This window comes from Mycoplana sp. 10N416, assembly GCF_056394765.1.
On the sequence record NZ_JBFTIM010000002.1, the window covers coordinates 308,814 to 324,882 of the forward strand.

The 16,069-nt window shown below is 64.0% G+C and carries 16 protein-coding genes; 7 read left to right on the forward strand and 9 right to left on the reverse strand.

Going from position 1 to position 16,069, the window contains the following annotated elements:
• Position 1 precedes the first annotated feature (1 nt).
• The 4 genes from rimM to ffh form a co-directional block, all read right to left on the reverse strand.
• Positions 2-574, reverse strand: coding sequence for a ribosome maturation factor RimM (rimM, locus tag AC1DDS_RS05795; RefSeq protein WP_477478010.1), 573 nt, complete (start codon positions 572-574; stop codon positions 2-4).
• A gap of 149 nt (positions 575-723) precedes the next feature.
• Complete coding sequence (gene rpsP / locus AC1DDS_RS05800; protein ID WP_477478011.1) at positions 724-1,086, reverse strand: 30S ribosomal protein S16; 363 nt, start codon at positions 1,084-1,086, stop codon at positions 724-726.
• Positions 1,087-1,122: 36 nt separating this feature from the next.
• The gene (locus tag AC1DDS_RS05805) at positions 1,123-1,446 is read right to left on the reverse strand and encodes a chorismate mutase (protein ID WP_477478012.1); all 324 of its coding nucleotides are present in this window, start codon (positions 1,444-1,446) and stop codon (positions 1,123-1,125) included.
• A 13-nt stretch (positions 1,447-1,459) separates the two neighbouring features.
• Positions 1,460-3,037: a signal recognition particle protein gene (ffh, locus tag AC1DDS_RS05810; RefSeq protein WP_477478013.1), complete on the reverse strand. Its 1,578-nt coding sequence runs from the start codon at positions 3,035-3,037 to the stop codon at positions 1,460-1,462.
• Between the two features lie 319 nt (positions 3,038-3,356).
• Here ffh and dapF point away from each other — a divergent pair, with 319 nt between their 5' ends.
• The 4 genes from dapF to AC1DDS_RS05830 are packed head-to-tail and all read left to right on the forward strand — an operon-like array spanning position 3,357 to position 7,893.
• Complete coding sequence (gene dapF / locus AC1DDS_RS05815) at positions 3,357-4,274, forward strand: diaminopimelate epimerase (protein WP_477478014.1); 918 nt, start codon at positions 3,357-3,359, stop codon at positions 4,272-4,274.
• The gene (gene mtaB, locus AC1DDS_RS05820; RefSeq protein WP_477478015.1) at positions 4,271-5,548 is read left to right on the forward strand and encodes a tRNA (N(6)-L-threonylcarbamoyladenosine(37)-C(2))-methylthiotransferase MtaB; all 1,278 of its coding nucleotides are present in this window, start codon (positions 4,271-4,273) and stop codon (positions 5,546-5,548) included. The genes dapF and mtaB overlap by 4 nt, the downstream gene beginning before the upstream one ends.
• Positions 5,549-5,560: 12 nt before the next feature.
• A complete protein-coding gene (gene ftsY, locus AC1DDS_RS05825) occupies positions 5,561-7,240 on the forward strand; it encodes a signal recognition particle-docking protein FtsY (RefSeq protein ID WP_477478016.1) in 1,680 nt (559 codons plus the stop codon).
• Positions 7,237-7,893, forward strand: a complete 657-nt coding sequence (locus AC1DDS_RS05830) for a septation protein A (protein ID WP_477478017.1) — start codon at positions 7,237-7,239, stop codon at positions 7,891-7,893. The genes ftsY and AC1DDS_RS05830 overlap by 4 nt, the downstream gene beginning before the upstream one ends.
• 229 nt (positions 7,894-8,122) lie before the next feature.
• On the opposite strand, the gene AC1DDS_RS05835 is transcribed toward AC1DDS_RS05830, so the two are convergent.
• From AC1DDS_RS05835 to ccmA, 5 genes are all read right to left on the reverse strand, one after another.
• Positions 8,123-8,734 (reverse strand): DsbE family thiol:disulfide interchange protein, encoded by a 612-nt coding sequence (locus AC1DDS_RS05835; RefSeq protein ID WP_477478018.1) that lies wholly within the window; start codon positions 8,732-8,734, stop codon positions 8,123-8,125.
• On the reverse strand, positions 8,731-8,892 hold the full coding sequence (ccmD, locus tag AC1DDS_RS05840) for a heme exporter protein CcmD (protein ID WP_477478019.1): 162 nt from the start codon (positions 8,890-8,892) through the stop codon (positions 8,731-8,733). The genes AC1DDS_RS05835 and ccmD overlap by 4 nt, the downstream gene beginning before the upstream one ends.
• Positions 8,889-9,665, reverse strand: a complete 777-nt coding sequence (locus AC1DDS_RS05845) for a heme ABC transporter permease (protein WP_477478020.1) — start codon at positions 9,663-9,665, stop codon at positions 8,889-8,891. Before AC1DDS_RS05845 ends, ccmD begins: the two co-directional genes overlap by 4 nt.
• 60 nt (positions 9,666-9,725) lie before the next feature.
• Positions 9,726-10,385, reverse strand: a complete 660-nt coding sequence (ccmB, locus tag AC1DDS_RS05850; RefSeq protein ID WP_477478021.1) for a heme exporter protein CcmB — start codon at positions 10,383-10,385, stop codon at positions 9,726-9,728.
• Between the two features lie 184 nt (positions 10,386-10,569).
• Positions 10,570-11,217 (reverse strand): heme ABC exporter ATP-binding protein CcmA, encoded by a 648-nt coding sequence (gene ccmA / locus AC1DDS_RS05855; protein ID WP_477478250.1) that lies wholly within the window; start codon positions 11,215-11,217, stop codon positions 10,570-10,572.
• Between the two features lie 267 nt (positions 11,218-11,484).
• Between ccmA and acnA the strand changes: the two genes are divergently transcribed.
• The 3 genes from acnA (at position 11,485) to AC1DDS_RS05870 (ending at position 16,013) form a co-directional block, all read left to right on the forward strand.
• On the forward strand, positions 11,485-14,178 hold the full coding sequence (acnA, locus tag AC1DDS_RS05860; RefSeq protein ID WP_477478022.1) for an aconitate hydratase AcnA: 2,694 nt from the start codon (positions 11,485-11,487) through the stop codon (positions 14,176-14,178).
• A gap of 173 nt (positions 14,179-14,351) precedes the next feature.
• The gene (locus tag AC1DDS_RS05865) at positions 14,352-15,119 is read left to right on the forward strand and encodes a DUF1223 domain-containing protein (protein ID WP_477478023.1); all 768 of its coding nucleotides are present in this window, start codon (positions 14,352-14,354) and stop codon (positions 15,117-15,119) included.
• A 498-nt stretch (positions 15,120-15,617) separates the two neighbouring features.
• Positions 15,618-16,013, forward strand: coding sequence for a DUF2794 domain-containing protein (locus AC1DDS_RS05870; protein WP_477478024.1), 396 nt, complete (start codon positions 15,618-15,620; stop codon positions 16,011-16,013).
• The last annotated feature ends 56 nt before the right edge of the window (positions 16,014-16,069 follow it).

The window sequence follows — 16,069 nt, forward strand, 5'->3', positions numbered from 1 at the left end:
GTCATTCCCCATCTTGCGGCGGACGGCGCCGGCGGCTGCCAGGACCGTCCTCTTCGCCGCCATCGATGCCAGCGGCAACCGGATCGATCAGCAGCTTGCCGTTTTCGAAATCCACCTCGATCACGGCGGCCTCGGAAAACGGGATCAGCACCGGCCGCTTGCCGGGACCCTTCAGTTCCAAGAGGTCGCCGGCGCCGAAGTCGAAGATGCCCGTGACCGTGCCATGGCTGCGCCCGGTCGCGTCAACGGCCTCCAGCCCTTCGAGATCGGCATAGAAGAACTCATCGTCTTCCAGTTCCTCGTCCGGCAGCTTGTCGCGCTCGATGAAGAGATCCAGCCCCTTCAAGGCCTCGGCCGCGTTGCGGTCGTTGACGCCGCGAAAGCGGACGACGACCACATTCTTCGCTTCGCGGATCTCCAGCACCTCGAACAGCCGCCCGTCCTCGCTATGGAGGCTGCCGTAGTCGCCAAACGAAGTCGGATCAAGCGTGTAGGCCTTGACGCGGACCTCGCCACGCAAGCCCTGCGCTGCGCCGATCGTGCCCATCAGGACAGGGTTTTCGAGTTTGCTCATCGTTTTCGATCCGCTCGCGCACGGACCGTGCGCAGATATGTTCTACCGCTCCATTACGCCTCGATGTGCGTGCGGAGCAAGCATGCTCACAAACGAAAGCGGGCGGCATGAGACACGCCGCCCGCTCCGAACCTGGGTTCCGGCCGGAATTATTCCGCAGCAGCGGCAGCGGCGTCTTCGGCCTTCTGCTTCTTCTCGGCGGCGCGCTCGAGCGCCTTCTTGCCCGGCTTGCCCTTATCCGGGTTGCTGCGGGCGTCGCGCTTGGCAATGCCGGCTTCGTTCAGGAAGCGCAGGACGCGGTCGGTCGGCTGGGCGCCCTTGGCGAGCCATTCCTTGATGCGTTCTTCGTTCAGTTCGATGCGCTTGGCGTCTTCCTTGCCGAGCATCGGGTTCCACGCGCCGACGCGGTCGAGGAAGCGGCCGTCGCGCGGCGAGCGGGCGTCGGCAACGACGATCTGGTAGTACGGGCGCTTCTTGGAACCACCACGGGCGAGACGGATCTTCAGGGACATTTCATTTCTCCTTCGGGATATGGCTGGCCGCTTCTTTCAAGCGGTATGCTGATTGTTCGAGCCGCTGTAGTCGGCGGCGATGGCTTCATGATGCCGGATCACCTCGCGGATGATGAAGTTCAGGAACTTCTCCGCGAAATCCGGATCCAGATTGGCGTCCTTCGCCAGGCGACGGAGGCGTTCGATCTGGTATTCCTCGCGCGCCGGGTCCGCCGGCGGCAATTCGTGGGTGGCCTTGAGCACGCCGACTGCCTGGGTGCAGCGGAAACGCTCGGCCAGGATATGGACCAGTGCCGCGTCGATGTTGTCGATCGACTGACGGTATTCGGCCAGCTGCTTCTTGATTTCGGGGTCGACCATTGCTCGCCCTACCTCACTTCTTCTTGGACAACCCGGGAAGGCCCGGGAACCCGCCGCCTAGGCCGGGCAGCTTCGCCCCGCCAAGGCCAGGGAGCCCACCGCCGCCGAGGCCCGGCATGCCGCCACCCGGCTTGATGCCGGCAGCTTCCGCCTGCTTCTGCAGGGCTTCCAACTGCTTCGGGTCGAGCTTCGACAGGTCAGGCATACCGCCCATGCCCCCGCCCATTCCGCCACCGAGGCCCATCTTGCCGGCCAGGCCGCCCATCATCTGCTTCATCAGGCCGCCGCCCTTCTTGCCGCCCATCATCTTCATCATGTCGGCCATCTGGCGGTGCATCTTCAGAAGCTTGTTGATGTCGGCGGCGTCGGTGCCGGAACCGCTCGCAATGCGCTTCTTGCGCGAATGCTTCAAGAGGTCCGGATTGGCGCGCTCGGCCTTCGTCATCGACGAGATGATGGCAAGCTGACGGCCGAACATTTTGTCGTCGAGGCCGGCTGCGGCCATCTTGTCCTTCATGCCGGCCATGCCGGGCATCAGCCCCATGATGCCGCCCATGCCGCCCATCTTCTGCATCTGCCGCAGCTGGTCGGCGAGGTCGTTCAGGTCGAACTTGCCCTTGGCCATCTTGGCGGCCATGGCGGCCGCCTTCTCGGCGTCGATGTTTTCCGCCGCCTTTTCGACGAGGCTGATGATGTCGCCCATGCCGAGGATGCGGTCGGCGACACGGCGGGGATGGAATTCCTCCAGCTCGCCCATCTTCTCGCCGACGCCGATCAGCTTGATCGGCTTGCCGGTGACGGCGCGCATCGAGAGCGCTGCGCCGCCGCGGCCGTCGCCGTCCATGCGGGTGAGCACGAGGCCGGTGATGCCGACGCGGTCATCGAAGTTGCGGGCGAGGTTGACGGCGTCCTGACCGGTCAGCGCGTCGGCGACGAGCAGGATCTCGTGCGGATTGGACTTCCGCTTGATCTCCGCCATCTCGATCATCAGCGGCTCGTCGATATGGGTGCGGCCGGCGGTGTCGAGGATGACGACGTCATGGCCGCCGAGTTTCGCGGCCTGCACGGCGCGCGCGGCGATATCGGTCGGCGACTGGCCGGCGATGATCGGCAGCGTGTCGATGCCGGTCTGCACGCCCAACTGGCGCAACTGCTCCTGCGCGGCCGGACGACGCGTGTCGAGCGAGGCCATCAGGACCTTCTTCTTGTCGCGCGTCTTCAGCCGGTTGGCGATCTTGCCCGACGTCGTCGTCTTGCCCGAGCCCTGCAGGCCCACCATCATAATAACGACCGGCGCCGGGGCATTGAGGTCGATCGAAACGCCCTCGGAGCCGAGCATCGAGATCAGTTCGTCATGGACGATTTTGACGACCATCTGGCCCGGCTTGATCGACTTCAGGATCTCCGCACCAACGGCCTTTTCGCGCACCGCTTCGGTGAAGGAGCGCACCACTTCCAGCGCCACGTCCGCTTCGAGAAGCGCACGACGGACCTCGCGCAGCGCCGCCGAGACATCGGCTTCCGAAAGCGCGCCACGGCCTGTCAGTCCATTCAGAATGGAGCCAAGGCGGTCCTGGAGTGTTTCAAACATCGTTTCGTCCTTCTTGTTTCCGCATCGGTCGGAAACGTCGGTGCAATCAGCGACAAAAACAAGACGCAAAGCCAAAAACCACCCGAGGGCGCATCGCGCTGTCGGGTGTTGACCTCCGGGATCTCTTTATACCTTTTCGGGTCCCGGTCGGCGGCTTCAAGTGTCGTTACTTGTCGCAGATGGCGGGCTTAAACAGGAAAGAGGGCGGAAAGTCAAGACGACCGCAAATTGGCGACCACTGGTAATTCGTGCGTTTTTCCGCCATATACGGCGGAAAATGACGCAATTCCCGGAAGCCCGGGCTCGCCGGATAGCCGACATGACCGCCAACGTTCCATTCGCCCGCATGAACGGACTGGGAAACCAGATCCTCGTCGTCGACATGCGCGGCCGCGCCGATCGCGTGAGCGCGGAAGCTGCCGTGGCCCTCGCGGCCAACGCCGAGACCGCCTTCGACCAGATCATGGCGATCCACGATCCGAAGGCAAGCGGCACCGACGCCTATATCGACATCCTCAACTGCGACGGCAGCAAGGCGCAGGCCTGCGGCAACGGCACGCGCTGCGTCGTGCAGGCGCTCGCCGCCGAGACCGGCAAGAAGGCCTTCACCTTCCAGACGGTCGCCGGCATCCTGAACGCGGTCGAACATGAGGACGGGACGATCTCCGTCGACATGGGCAAGCCCGTGTTCGAGTGGAACCGGATTCCGCTTGCCGAAGAATTTCACGACACCCGCCGGATCGAACTGCAGATCGGCCCGATCGACGATCCGGTCCTGCATTCGCCATCGGCCATGTCGATGGGCAACCCGCATGCCGTCTTTTGGGTTGATCGCGACGTGATGTCCTATGATCTTGCCCGGTTTGGACCGCTTCTGGAAAACCATCCGATCTTTCCGGAGCGGGCCAACATCACGCTGGCGCAGGTCACCGCGCGCACCGCGATGACGACGCGCACCTGGGAACGCGGCGCCGGCCTGACGCTTGCTTGCGGCTCGGCCGCCTGTGCCGCTGCCGTCAGCGCCGCCCGCACCGGCCGCACCGGCCGCAAGGTCGACGTCCACGTCGCCTCGGCCAATCCGCCCGGGATTCTCACCATTGAATGGCGCGAAAGCGACGATCACGTCGTCATGACCGGCCCGGCCGAGTGGGAGTGGTCTGGCACGCTCGATCCATCGAGCGGCGCGTGGCAGCGCGACGCGGACACTGCCGGCAGCAACGGAGTGGCGGCGCCTTGAGCGGCGTCGAGGTCATAACCTTCGGCTGCCGCCTCAATACCTATGAATCCGAAGTGATGCGCGGCGAAGCCGAGAAGGCGGGGCTGAACAACGCCATCCTCGTCAACACCTGTGCCGTGACCGGCGAAGCCGTGCGCCAGGCACGCCAGGCGATCCGCCGCGCCCGACGCGACAACCCGCATGCCCGCATCATCGTCACCGGCTGCGCCGCGCAGACCGAGAAGGACACCTTTGCCGAGATGCCGGAGGTGGACGCCGTGCTCGGCAACGAGGAGAAGCTGCGGAGCGCCTCCTATCGCGGCCTTCCCGATTTCGGCGTCTCGGCGGAAGAAAAAGTCCGCGTCAACGACATCATGAGCGTCCGGGAAACCGCCCCGCAATTGGTAAAGTCGATCGACGGGCACGTGCGCGCCTTCATTCAGGTCCAGAACGGCTGCGACCATCGCTGCACCTTCTGCATCATCCCCTTCGGCCGTGGCAATTCCCGCTCGGTGCCGATGGGAGCGATCGTCGACCAGGCACGAAAGCTCGTCGAAGCTGGATATCGCGAGATTGTGCTGACCGGCGTTGATGCCACCAGCTACGGCGACGACCTGCCCGGCAAGCCTAGCCTCGGCCTTCTCGCAAAGACCCTTTTGAAGCAGGTCCCGGAGATCCTGCGGCTGCGCCTTTCCTCGATCGACGGCATCGAGGCAGACCGGCATCTGTGGGACCTGATTGCCGACGAGGTGCGCTTCATGCCGCACCTGCACCTGTCGCTCCAGCATGGCGACGACCTGATCCTGAAACGCATGAAGCGCCGTCATCTGCGCGACGACGCCATTGCGTTCTGTCACGAGGCGCGGCGGTTGCGACCGGACATCAGCTTCGGCGCCGACATGATTGCCGGCTTCCCGACGGAAACGGAGGCGATGGCGGCCAACAGCGCCAGCCTCGCGGAGGCGTGCGGCATCGCCCACCTCCACGTCTTTCCCTACAGCCCCCGCCCCGGCACGCCCGCGGCGCGGATGCCGCAGCTCGATCGGGCGCTCGTCAAGGAACGGGCGGCGCAACTGCGCGAAACAGGACGGCGCCTCCATCTGTCCCATCTCGCTTCGATGGTCGACAGCCGGCAAATGATCCTTGTCGAAAACAACGGACTGGCGCATACGGAAAACTTCACGCTGGTCGAGGCGGATGGCCTTGCGCCGCGCGACCTTGTGCCGGTGACCGTCACCGGCCACAATGGCAAGCATTTGACCGTGCAGGCAGACCCCGTATTACCTCGTAGCTAGCGGATTTCGTTCATGGCCCTCGGCTTCATCAAGAAGATCTTCTCCTTCGGCAAGGACACCGTGCCCGCAGCCGAAACGCAGCAGGAGAGCACGCCCGAGGCGTTTGTGAGCGAGGTAGAGGGGGCTCATGTCGAGGGTCTGGTCGAGGAGCCGCACGCCGCCGAAGAACCCGCCGGCGAGGCGCGCGACCTGCTTCTGGAGGAAGCCGAAGCCGCGAACCCGGATGCGGACCTGCATCGCCTTGAACTGCAGCCCGACATCTACCCCCTTCCGCCGCTCATTCACCCGGTCCAACCCACCGACGGAGACGACACTCCAGCCGTCGAACCCGCTGGTGCCGCCTCTCCGGCCGCCGGGGAAGCAAGTGACGTCGTCCCAGACGTCAGCGTCGCCGGCTTGTCGCCCGAGACCGAAACCACCCGCGCGGCCGAGCTCATCAACCTCGGCATGGGAGGCGTGGAACACGCCCACGAGGAACTCGCCGCCAGGGAGGCGGCCGCCACCGGCCCGCTTATCGAAGAGGCGCCCGTCGACATGCCTGCCGGAGAGGCTGCGCCTGAGGCGATCATGAGCGCTGCGGAGGCTACGTCCGCCGAAAGCCCTGAGGTCGCCGTTCCGGCTCCGATTGCGCCTGCGAAAACGAAGCCAGCCAAGGCAAAGAAAGAGCCGGTCGAGTCCGTCGAGGAAGGTACGCCGGCGCCGATCCTGCCCAAGGGCTTTTCCTCCGCCGACCAGCGGCCGAGGGAAACGGAAGCGCCCAAGCCCGCACCGAAGCGGAGCTGGTTCCAGCGGCTGCGCGCAGGCCTTGCCCGTACCTCCGCCCATCTCACCGGCCAGATCACCAGCCTCTTCACCAAGCGCAAGCTCGACGACGCGACGCTGCAGGACCTCGAAGACCTGCTGATCCAGGCCGATCTCGGCGTTGAGACCGCCCTTCGCATCACCGATACGCTTGCCGCCGAGCGCTATGGCAAGGAAGTCACCGGCGAGGACGTGGCGAACATCATGGCCGCCGAAATCACCAAGGTTCTGGAACCGGTGGCAAGACCCCTTGAGCTCGACCTGTCCCACAAGCCGCACGTGATCCTCGTCGTCGGCGTCAACGGCACCGGCAAGACGACGACGATCGGCAAGCTCGCGGCAAAACTCTCCGGCGCTGGCCTGAAGGTGATGATGGCGGCCGGCGACACGTTCCGGGCCGCCGCCATCGAGCAGCTTCACATCTGGGCCGAACGGACCGGCTCCGACATCGTCTCCTCCAAGCTCGGCGCCGACGCGGCCGGTCTCGCCTACGAGGCCTACGAGCAGGCGCGGGAGAAGAAGAGCGACGTGCTGATCATCGATACCGCCGGCCGGCTGCAGAACAAGACGGAGCTGATGGCGGAACTGGAGAAGATCGTTCGCGTGCTCGGCAAGCTCGACCCGGACGCGCCGCACACCGTCTTGCAGACGCTCGATGCCACCACCGGCCAGAACGCGATGAACCAGGTGGAGATTTTTCGCAACATCGCCGGCGTCAGCGGCCTGATCATGACAAAATTGGACGGTACAGCCCGCGGCGGCATCCTGGTGGCGATCGCCGCCAAGCACAAGCTGCCGGTCTATTTCATCGGCGTCGGCGAAGGGATCGACGATCTCGAGCCGTTCGAGGCCAAGGATTTCGCGCAGGCGATCGCAGGGGTTGAGGCATGAGCGAAGACAGGATCATCGAGACGCTGGAGGATGCCGGCAAGCCGAAGGTCAGCCCGCTCCTCAAGCTGGTGCTGGAACTGGGGCCCCTCGTCGTCTTCTTCTTCGCCAATTCGCGCGGCGAGTGGCTGGCCGGGCATTTCCCGGTCCTTACCGAACTTGGCGGGCCGATCTTCATCGCCACCGGCCTGTTCATGGCGGCGACGGCGGCCGCACTCATCGTCTCCTGGGTGCTGACGCGGACGCTGCCGATGATGCCGCTCGTCTCCGGCATCGTCGTCTTCGTCTTCGGCGCGCTGACGCTCTATTTGCAGAACGACACCTTCATCAAGATGAAGCCGACGATCGTCAACACGCTGTTCGGCGCCATCCTGCTCGGCGGCCTTGCCTTCGGCAAGCCGCTGCTCGGCTATGTCTTCAACGCCGCCTTCAGGCTGACGGAGGAGGGCTGGCGCAAGCTGACGCTGCGCTGGGGCCTGTTCTTCCTGGTGCTGGCCGTGCTGAACGAGATTGTCTGGCGGCAGTTCTCGACGGATTTCTGGGTGGCGTTCAAGGTTTGGGGCACGATGCCGATCACGATCCTCTTCACCCTGTCGCAGATGCCGCTGATCATGAAGTATTCGGTGGAAACGTCTGAAGAGAGCAAAGCGCCCTAAGGCGTGAAGGACAAGCCAACCGACTGTCGGCTGGCTGCTCGTATGACGCCAGCCACCCCCTCTCCCGTCATCCCTGCCCCGAGCCGGGATTCAGCCGACGCGCGTCCGCGCGGCGAAAGAATGCTTTTCCTTACAGGCGGCTGAGCGGATCTTCTGGCGCCGTAGACGCGGCGCTGCTGGATGCTGGGTCAAGTCCGGCATGACGGAAGGGTGGGCGCCGAGTAAGTCGTCAGCCAGCCGGAGCCGGTTGAGCCAGTGCCTTCTCGATCGCCGGCATAAGCCCTGTCTTCACGCTGTTCTCGTCGAACGGGCCGACCTTCTTGTAGAGGATCGTACCGTCCGGACCGACGAGATAGGATTCTGGAATGCCGTAGACACCCCAGTCGATCGCCATCTTGCCGTTCGGATCGATGCCGATCGCCGCGTAGGGATTGCCGAGTTCGCCGAGGAAGCGCAGCGCGTTTTCGGTACCGTCCTTGTAGTTCACGCCGACGATCGTCAGCCGCGGATCATGCGACAAGGCGAGGATGACCGGATGCTCCTGCCGGCAGGGCACGCACCAGGACGCCCAGAAATTGACGAGGGTAAGCTTGCCCTTGGCCGTCTCGGCAGTCAGCGCGGGCATTGCCGCCCCATTGCGGGTCGCACCCTCGAGCGGTGCAAGGTTGTGGAAGGGCGCCTTGGTGCCGATCAGGGCGGAGGGGATCTCGGAAACATCGCGCCCCGAACTCAATTGTAGGAAGAAGATCGCAGCGAGCGTTGCGAATATGACCAACGGTGTCAGGGCGAGCAGGATGCGCGTCCGCGATCCGGCGGGTCTTTCATCGGCGGACTGGTTCATTTCGTCTCCACTGCGGAACGGCGGCGAATGCCGGCCGCCTCGAGGATCGCCAGTTCCCGCCGGCGCGCGCGCCCGTCGAGCCAGACCCAGAGGACGAGGCCGATTACGGTCGCGGCAGTGGCGAGATAGGCCGACAGGACATAGGCGAAATGCGTCATCGGCGAGCCCCCTGGCGTTCCGTCCCGGCACTGCGCGCCGCCAGCCTGCGCAATGTCGCCACGCGCCGGCGCAGGATCTCGTTGCGCATCGCCAGAATGTGCAGCGTAAAGAACAGAAGCGTGAATGCGGCCGCCATGACAAGCAGCGGGCGCAGGAATTCCGAATCGATCGTCGGTCCGTCCAACCGGATGACGCTCGCCGGCTGGTGCAGCGTGTTCCACCACTCGACGGAAAACTTGATGATCGGAATATTGACGAAACCGACCAGGATCAGGATGGCGCCGACCTTTGCGGCGCGTGCCGGATCATCCATGGAACGGTTCAGAGCGATCAGGCCGAGATACATCAAGAAGAGCACGAAGACGGAGGTCAGCCGCGCGTCCCAGACCCACCAGGTGCCCCACATCGGCTTGCCCCAGAGCGAGCCGGTGAGGAGTGCGATGAAGGTGAAACAGGCGCCGATCGGTGCCGCCGTCTTGGCCGAAACGTCGGCGAGCGGGTGACGCCAGACGAGCGTACCGAGCGCCGACATCGCCATCACCGAATAGCACATCATCGAAAGCCAGGCGGCGGGCACGTGGATATACATGATCCGCACCGTGTCGCCCTGCTGGTAGTCGCCGACCGTGGAGAAGGAGAGATACAGGCCGACGGCGAAAAGCACTGCAGCCGCAGCCGCCATCCACGGCCACAGCATGCTGCTCAGCGCGAGAAACCGCGTCGGATTGGCAAGGTCGGAAAATTTGCGGATCGCCAGGCTCTGTTCGCTCATATGCGCCTTTTAACGCTTTCGCCCCACGGCTTCAATTGACGCGCATCAATCACATTTGCGTCAATCCGTCGATGCGCGAAGTGCCGCGGCTGCCGCGACCGGACCGATCACGGCGAAGACGAGCGTCAGCGCCGTCAGGATCAGGAAGGGCGGCAGGAACGGCGCGGGGTCCTGCACGGCCGCATAGACGGCGCTGACGCCGAAGATCAGAACGGGAATCGCAAGCGGCAGCACGAGGATCGACACCAGCAGTCCGCCGCGCGGCAGGACGACGGCAATCGCAGCCCCCGCCGCGCCGATGAAGGTGATCGCCGGCGTGCCGACGAGCAGCGTCAGCATCGTGGCCCCGATCGCCGGAACCTCCATGTTCATGAACAGCGACAGCAGCGGCGAGGCGATCACCAGCGGCAGGCCGGTGGCAATCCAGTGCGCCAAGCACTTCGTCAGCACCGTCAGCACCAGCGGCGTATCCTGCATCAGCAGAAGATCGAGCGATCCGTCCTCGCGCTCTGCCTGGAACAGCCTGTCGAGGCCGAGAAGCGCAGCGAGCAGCGCCCCGATCCACAGGATCGCCGGGCCGATGCGGGCAAGCAGGTTCAAATCCGGACCGACACCGAACGGGATGACGGCGACCACTGTCATGAAGAACAGCACGCCGATCATCGCGCCGCCCCCGGCGCGCACGGACAGCTTCAGGTCGCGAAGCAGGAGCGCGGTCATACCAACGCCTCGCGAGTGCAGAGCCGCGGAATGCTCATCCACCCGCCGGCACCTTCTCCTCGCAAGCGGGGCGAAAGACCAATGCCGAAACGCCTTGCGTCCCCTCTCCCCGCCTGCGCGGAGAGGGCTAGGGCGAGGGGCAGACTGCGCTGTCTCGACCGGGTCAGACCGGAAATTTGGACCCTCACCCCCATACCTCCGCCATTGCGCCGTCGAATCCCGTCATGTGCAACTCCGTCATTTCGCCGAGCCCTAGCGGCTGGTGCGTCGCCGCAAGCGCAATTCCGCCGCGCTGGAGATGCTCCTTGACCAGTCCGGCAAACATCATCTCGGCTGCCGTATCCAGTGCCGCCGTCGGCTCGTCGAGGATCCACACGTGCCGCCAGGCAACGAGCAGCTTGGCCATCGCCATTCGCCGCTGCTGGCCGGCGGAGAGATAGCCGAACGGCAGGTGCACGATGCCGCCGAGGCCGACGGCCTCCGCCGCCCCTTCGACGTCCATCCCGTTGCCGCCAGCCGAATCACCGAAAAAGGCCTTCCAGAAGCGCAGGTTCTCCACAACCGTCAGTTCGCGCTTCATCGCATTGCGATGGCCGAGATAGTGGCAGGCGGCGGCGACGGTTTCGATATCCTGCGACCCTTCGCCGCTAAAACGAACCTTGCCCGATTCGCGCGGCAGAAGACCGGCAACGACGCGCAGCAGCGTCGACTTGCCGGAGCCGTTCGGCCCCTTCACGACCAGGGCCCTGCCGGCTTCGATCTCGAAGGAGACGTCCCGGAATATCAGGTCTTCGCCTCGTTTCGCACTCAGGCCCTCGGCAACGAGACGTATCACTTTTCACTTCCCCTTTACGACCTTGGTCGCAATGCAAAAAAATTCTCCCGATCCGCGGGCAGGCGCTCTGGATCGTTCCTTAGAAATTATCTATAAGGCCGGCAACACGCCAGCGGTCGGCGTGATTTTCATCCTAGCGCCGAACACGGAATGATTTCCGCGTACGGACAGCGGAAATGACCGCACCCGCATCCCAATTCGCGCCTCTCCGGCGCACGGGCGTTCGTACGTCAAGCTTTGGCGATCAGCGGAACGGGGTATCCAGTGTCCAAGTCCCTTGACAGCTTTAACTGTCGCTCGACCCTCACTGTCGACGGCGTCGACTATGTCTACTACAGCCTTCCGAAGGCCGAAGCGAACGGCCTTCCGGGTGTGTCGAAGTTGCCCTATTCGATGAAGGTGCTGCTCGAGAACCTGCTGCGCAACGAAGACGGCCGCTCGGTCACCAAGAAGGACATTGAAAGCGTCGCCGCCTGGCTTTCCAACAAGGGCCTCGTCGAGAGCGAGATCGCCTATCGCCCGGCACGCGTGCTGATGCAGGACTTCACCGGCGTCCCCGCCGTCGTCGACCTGGCAGCGATGCGCGACGGCATCAAGGCGCTCGGCGGTGATCCGGAGAAGATCAACCCGCTCGTGCCCGTCGACCTCGTCATCGACCACTCCGTCATCGTCGACGAGTTCGGCACCGCGACCGCCTTTGCCCGCAACGTGGAGCTTGAATACGAGCGCAACGGCGAGCGCTACCGCTTCCTGAAATGGGGCCAGCAGGCGTTCGAGAACTTCCGCGTCGTTCCGCCCGGCACCGGCATCTGTCACCAGGTCAACCTCGAATACCTCGGCCAGACCGTCTGGACGAAGGAAGAGGACGGCGAGACGATCGCCTATCCGGACACCTGCGTCGGCACGGACTCTCACACTACCATGATCAACGGCCTGGGCGTTCTCGGCTGGGGCGTCGGCGGCATCGAGGCGGAGGCGGCCATGCTCGGCCAGCCGGTTTCCATGCTGCTGCCGGAAGTCATCGGCTTCAAGCTGACCGGCAAGCTGAAGGAAGGCGTCACCGCCACCGACCTCGTGCTCACCGTCGTGCAGATGCTGCGCAAGAAGGGCGTCGTCTCCAAGTTCGTCGAATTCTTCGGCCCCGGCCTCGACAACATGACGCTCGCCGACCGTGCCACCATCGGCAACATGGGCCCGGAATACGGCGCCACCTGCGGCTTCTTCCCGGTAGACTCCGAGACCATCAACTACCTGACCATGTCCGGTCGCGAGGAGCAGCGGATCGCGCTCGTCGAAGCCTATTCCAAGGCGCAGGGCATGTGGCGCGATGGTGACGGCTCTGACCTCGTCTTCACCGACACCCTCGAACTCGACCTCGGCGATGTCGTGCCCTCGATGGCCGGCCCGAAGCGTCCGGAAGGCCGCCTGCCCCTCGAGACGATCGCGCCGAACTTCGCCGCCGCTCTCGACGCCGACTACAAGAAGCCCGGCCAGCTCTCCAACCGCTACGCGGTCGAAGGCACCGACTTCGATCTCGGCCATGGCGACGTGGCGATTGCCGCCATCACGTCCTGCACCAACACCTCCAACCCGTCGGTGCTGATCGCCGCCGGCCTGCTGGCCCGCAACGCGGTCGCCAAGGGCCTGAAGACGAAGCCGTGGGTCAAGACCTCGCTGGCCCCCGGATCGCAGGTGGTCGGTGAATACCTGGCCAAGTCCGGCCTGCAGAAGGACCTTGACGCGCTCGGCTTCAACCTCGTCGGCTTCGGCTGCACGACCTGCATCGGCAACTCCGGCCCGCTGCCGGGTCCGATCTCGAAGACCATCAACGACAAGGGCCTGATCGCCGCCGGCGTTCTCTCCGGCAACCGCAACTTCGAGGGCCGCATCTCGCCGGACGTCCAGGCCAACTACCTGGCCTCGCCGCCGCTCGTTGTCGCCTATGCGCTCGCAGGTTCGGTCCAGAAGGATCTGACGAAGGAGCCGATCGGCGAGGACCAGAACGGCCAGCCGGTCTACCTGAAGGACATCTGGCCCTCCTCCAAGGAGATCCAGGACTTCATCATGAAGTATGTCACCCGCGAACTCTACGCGTCCAAGTACGCCGACGTGTTCAAGGGCGACGCCAACTGGCAGGCGGTGCAGGTTCCGGCCGGGCAGACCTATGCCTGGGACGACAAGTCGACCTACGTGCAGAACCCGCCCTACTTCGTCGGCATGGGCAAGAAGGGCTCGGGCCTGAAGAACATCAAGGGCGCGCGCGTCCTCGGTCTCTTCGGCGACAAGATCACCACCGACCACATCTCGCCGGCCGGTTCGATCAAGGCGGCTTCGCCGGCCGGTGCCTATCTTCTGGAGAACGGCGTCGGCGTTGCCGACTTCAACCAGTACGGCACGCGCCGCGGCAACCATGAAGTGATGATGCGCGGCACCTTTGCCAACATCCGCATCCGCAACCACATGCTCGGCCCGAACGGCAAGGAAGGTGGCTACACCATCCACTATCCGTCCAAGGAAGAGATGTCGATCTACGACGCGGCCATGAAGTACAAGGAAGAGGGCGTTCCGCTCGTCATCTTCGCCGGTGTCGAATACGGCAACGGCTCGTCGCGCGACTGGGCGGCGAAGGGCACCAACCTTCTCGGCGTCAAGGCCGTGATCGCGCAGTCCTTCGAGCGCATCCACCGCTCGAACCTCGTTGGCATGGGCGTCGTGCCCTTCGTCTTCGAGGAGGGCACGACCTGGGCCAGCCTCAACCTCAAGGGCGACGAGCTCGTCGAAATCGACGGCCTCGAGGGCGAGATAAAGCCGCGCGAGAAGAAGGTTGCCAAGATCACCTACGGCGACGGCTCGGTGAAGGAGGTTCCGATCCTCTGCCGCATCGACACGCTCGACGAGGTCACCTACATGAACAACGGCGGCATCCTGCAGACGGTTCTGCGCGATCTCGCCGCCTGATTTCGACTGAATCTTCAGCCAATACGGTGCCGGGGCCGATGCCCCGGCATTTTATTTTCCGGAACACTCTCCAATCGTATGACTTTCACTCCATCGTGACTTCCTGTTGACTGGGCAAGCGGGTATGACGGTGGCCGACAAGCGGCCGTTCGCTGCATCTCCTGGAAAGATTCATGCCCAGACTGGTCATTCTTGGTTGCCTCTCGTGCCTGCTTGCCGTTTCCACAGCAGGCACGGCCGCCGTGGCAGACGACAAGCCCAAAGGCGTGGTCGAGCTCTTCACCAGCCAGGGCTGCTCATCCTGCCCGAAGGCGGACAAGGCGCTGGAGACATTGATCCGCGAGGGCGACGTCGTGGCGCTGGCCTACCACGTCGATTACTGGAACTATCTCGGCTGGACCGACACGATGTCGACCAAGGAGAACACCGAGCGGCAATATTCCTATGCGCGGATGTTTGGCCGCGGTAGCGTCTACACCCCGCAGGCCGTAATCAACGGACGCGAACACGTCAATGGCGGCGATCTCACGCAAATTCGCAATCAGTTGCAATCGCTAAGCACGCAAGGACACGGCCTGTCGGTCGACGTATCCGCCGACATCGTCCAGGACGAAATGCGAATCCGCATCGGCAGCGGCGAGGGCAAGGCGAACGTCGTAATTGCCTACTTCGACGGCGAGAAGGCGGTCGACATCGAGGACGGCGAAAACCGGGGACGACGGGTCGACTACTGGCACGCGGTAACCAACATCGAAACGGTCGGCATGTGGGAGGGGAAGGAAACGAGCCTGGTGCTGCCGGCCAGCCTTCTGAACCGCATGGGCAACGGCGGTTGCGCCATCTTGCTGCAGCGGATGAAGACGGCCGATACGCCCGGCGCAATCCTTGGCGCCACCGTCGTGACGAACGGTCCGGTGTCGGAGACTGCAAGTCACCGCTGAGCTTCACGATTTTGGAGCGGTCCGGCCGGGTTCTTCGAGGGGCTGGGGCTTGAGGGTTCGAAGACACGCCGGACCGGACCTTGACGAAGCTTCCGGCAACGGAATACAGGAACAGCTTCGACGCACACCCCCAGTGGCCGGCCGATTTCCCGCACATGCAAAGCGGCTCGGCTGCGGGGCAGCGATTCGACTTTCCCCGATAATTTAGGCGCGGTTTTGTCTGAAATGCGGCATCTTCGATTTTTGCGCCGCCGCAGTTGTTAACACGGATGGACGGCGTGACACGGCCTGATTGAACCGACCGCGACCGATCACGCAGCGAGCGCAGCGAACCCTGCAGGTGGATTTGCGCAGCCGCAGGGTTGTGCCTCCGGCGCGGCAAGGCAAGCTGCGAGCGAAGGCGCGCCGTCTCGGCCCAGGCAAACGGCTTAAACGCTTGCATTTCGGTTCAGGTAGGGCACACTGTCATCGACTTGTCGCAGTCGAGGCGGAGACTCGATGACTGATCAGCCGGATTCGTCGCCGGGAGAGACCGGTGCCCAGGGGTCGAACGTAGTCGTCGACCTCCGGGAATACCGCAGCAACAAAGACCCTGTCCCGGTCACCTTTCATCGCAGGGAACTGGACGCGATCCTCAGGATTTACGGGCGTATGGTCGGTGAGGGCGATTGGCGCGACTATGCGATCGACCACACCCATGAGAAGGCAATTTTCTCCATCTTCAAGCGCTCCGGCGAGATGCCGCTTTATCGCGTCGAGAAGAACCCCAAGCTTGCCGCCAAGCAGGGCGCCTACTGCGTGCTCAACGCCCACGGAATGATCCTCAAGCGCGGCCACGAGCTTGAACAGGTTCTCAGGGTTTTCGACAAGGCACTGAAGCTCATCAAGACTTAAAGCAAGTCTCCCGAAGGGAACCGGTTTCGGGACAATGACATGCGAAAGATCAACGA

Coding starts and splice junctions, on each gene's coding strand:
- rimM (WP_477478010.1), bottom strand. CDS start 574: ATGAGCAAACTCGAAAACCCTGTCCTGATGGGCACGATCGGCGCAGCG.
- rpsP (WP_477478011.1), bottom strand. CDS start 1,086: ATGTCCCTGAAGATCCGTCTCGCCCGTGGTGGTTCCAAGAAGCGCCCG.
- AC1DDS_RS05805 (WP_477478012.1), bottom strand. CDS start 1,446: ATGGTCGACCCCGAAATCAAGAAGCAGCTGGCCGAATACCGTCAGTCG.
- ffh (WP_477478013.1), bottom strand. CDS start 3,037: ATGTTTGAAACACTCCAGGACCGCCTTGGCTCCATTCTGAATGGACTG.
- dapF (WP_477478014.1), top strand. CDS start 3,357: ATGACCGCCAACGTTCCATTCGCCCGCATGAACGGACTGGGAAACCAG.
- ftsY (WP_477478016.1), top strand. CDS start 5,561: ATGGCCCTCGGCTTCATCAAGAAGATCTTCTCCTTCGGCAAGGACACC.
- AC1DDS_RS05830 (WP_477478017.1), top strand. CDS start 7,237: ATGAGCGAAGACAGGATCATCGAGACGCTGGAGGATGCCGGCAAGCCG.
- AC1DDS_RS05835 (WP_477478018.1), bottom strand. CDS start 8,734: ATGAACCAGTCCGCCGATGAAAGACCCGCCGGATCGCGGACGCGCATC.
- ccmD (WP_477478019.1), bottom strand. CDS start 8,892: ATGACGCATTTCGCCTATGTCCTGTCGGCCTATCTCGCCACTGCCGCG.
- AC1DDS_RS05845 (WP_477478020.1), bottom strand. CDS start 9,665: ATGAGCGAACAGAGCCTGGCGATCCGCAAATTTTCCGACCTTGCCAAT.
- ccmB (WP_477478021.1), bottom strand. CDS start 10,385: ATGACCGCGCTCCTGCTTCGCGACCTGAAGCTGTCCGTGCGCGCCGGG.
- AC1DDS_RS05865 (WP_477478023.1), top strand. CDS start 14,352: ATGCCCAGACTGGTCATTCTTGGTTGCCTCTCGTGCCTGCTTGCCGTT.
- AC1DDS_RS05870 (WP_477478024.1), top strand. CDS start 15,618: ATGACTGATCAGCCGGATTCGTCGCCGGGAGAGACCGGTGCCCAGGGG.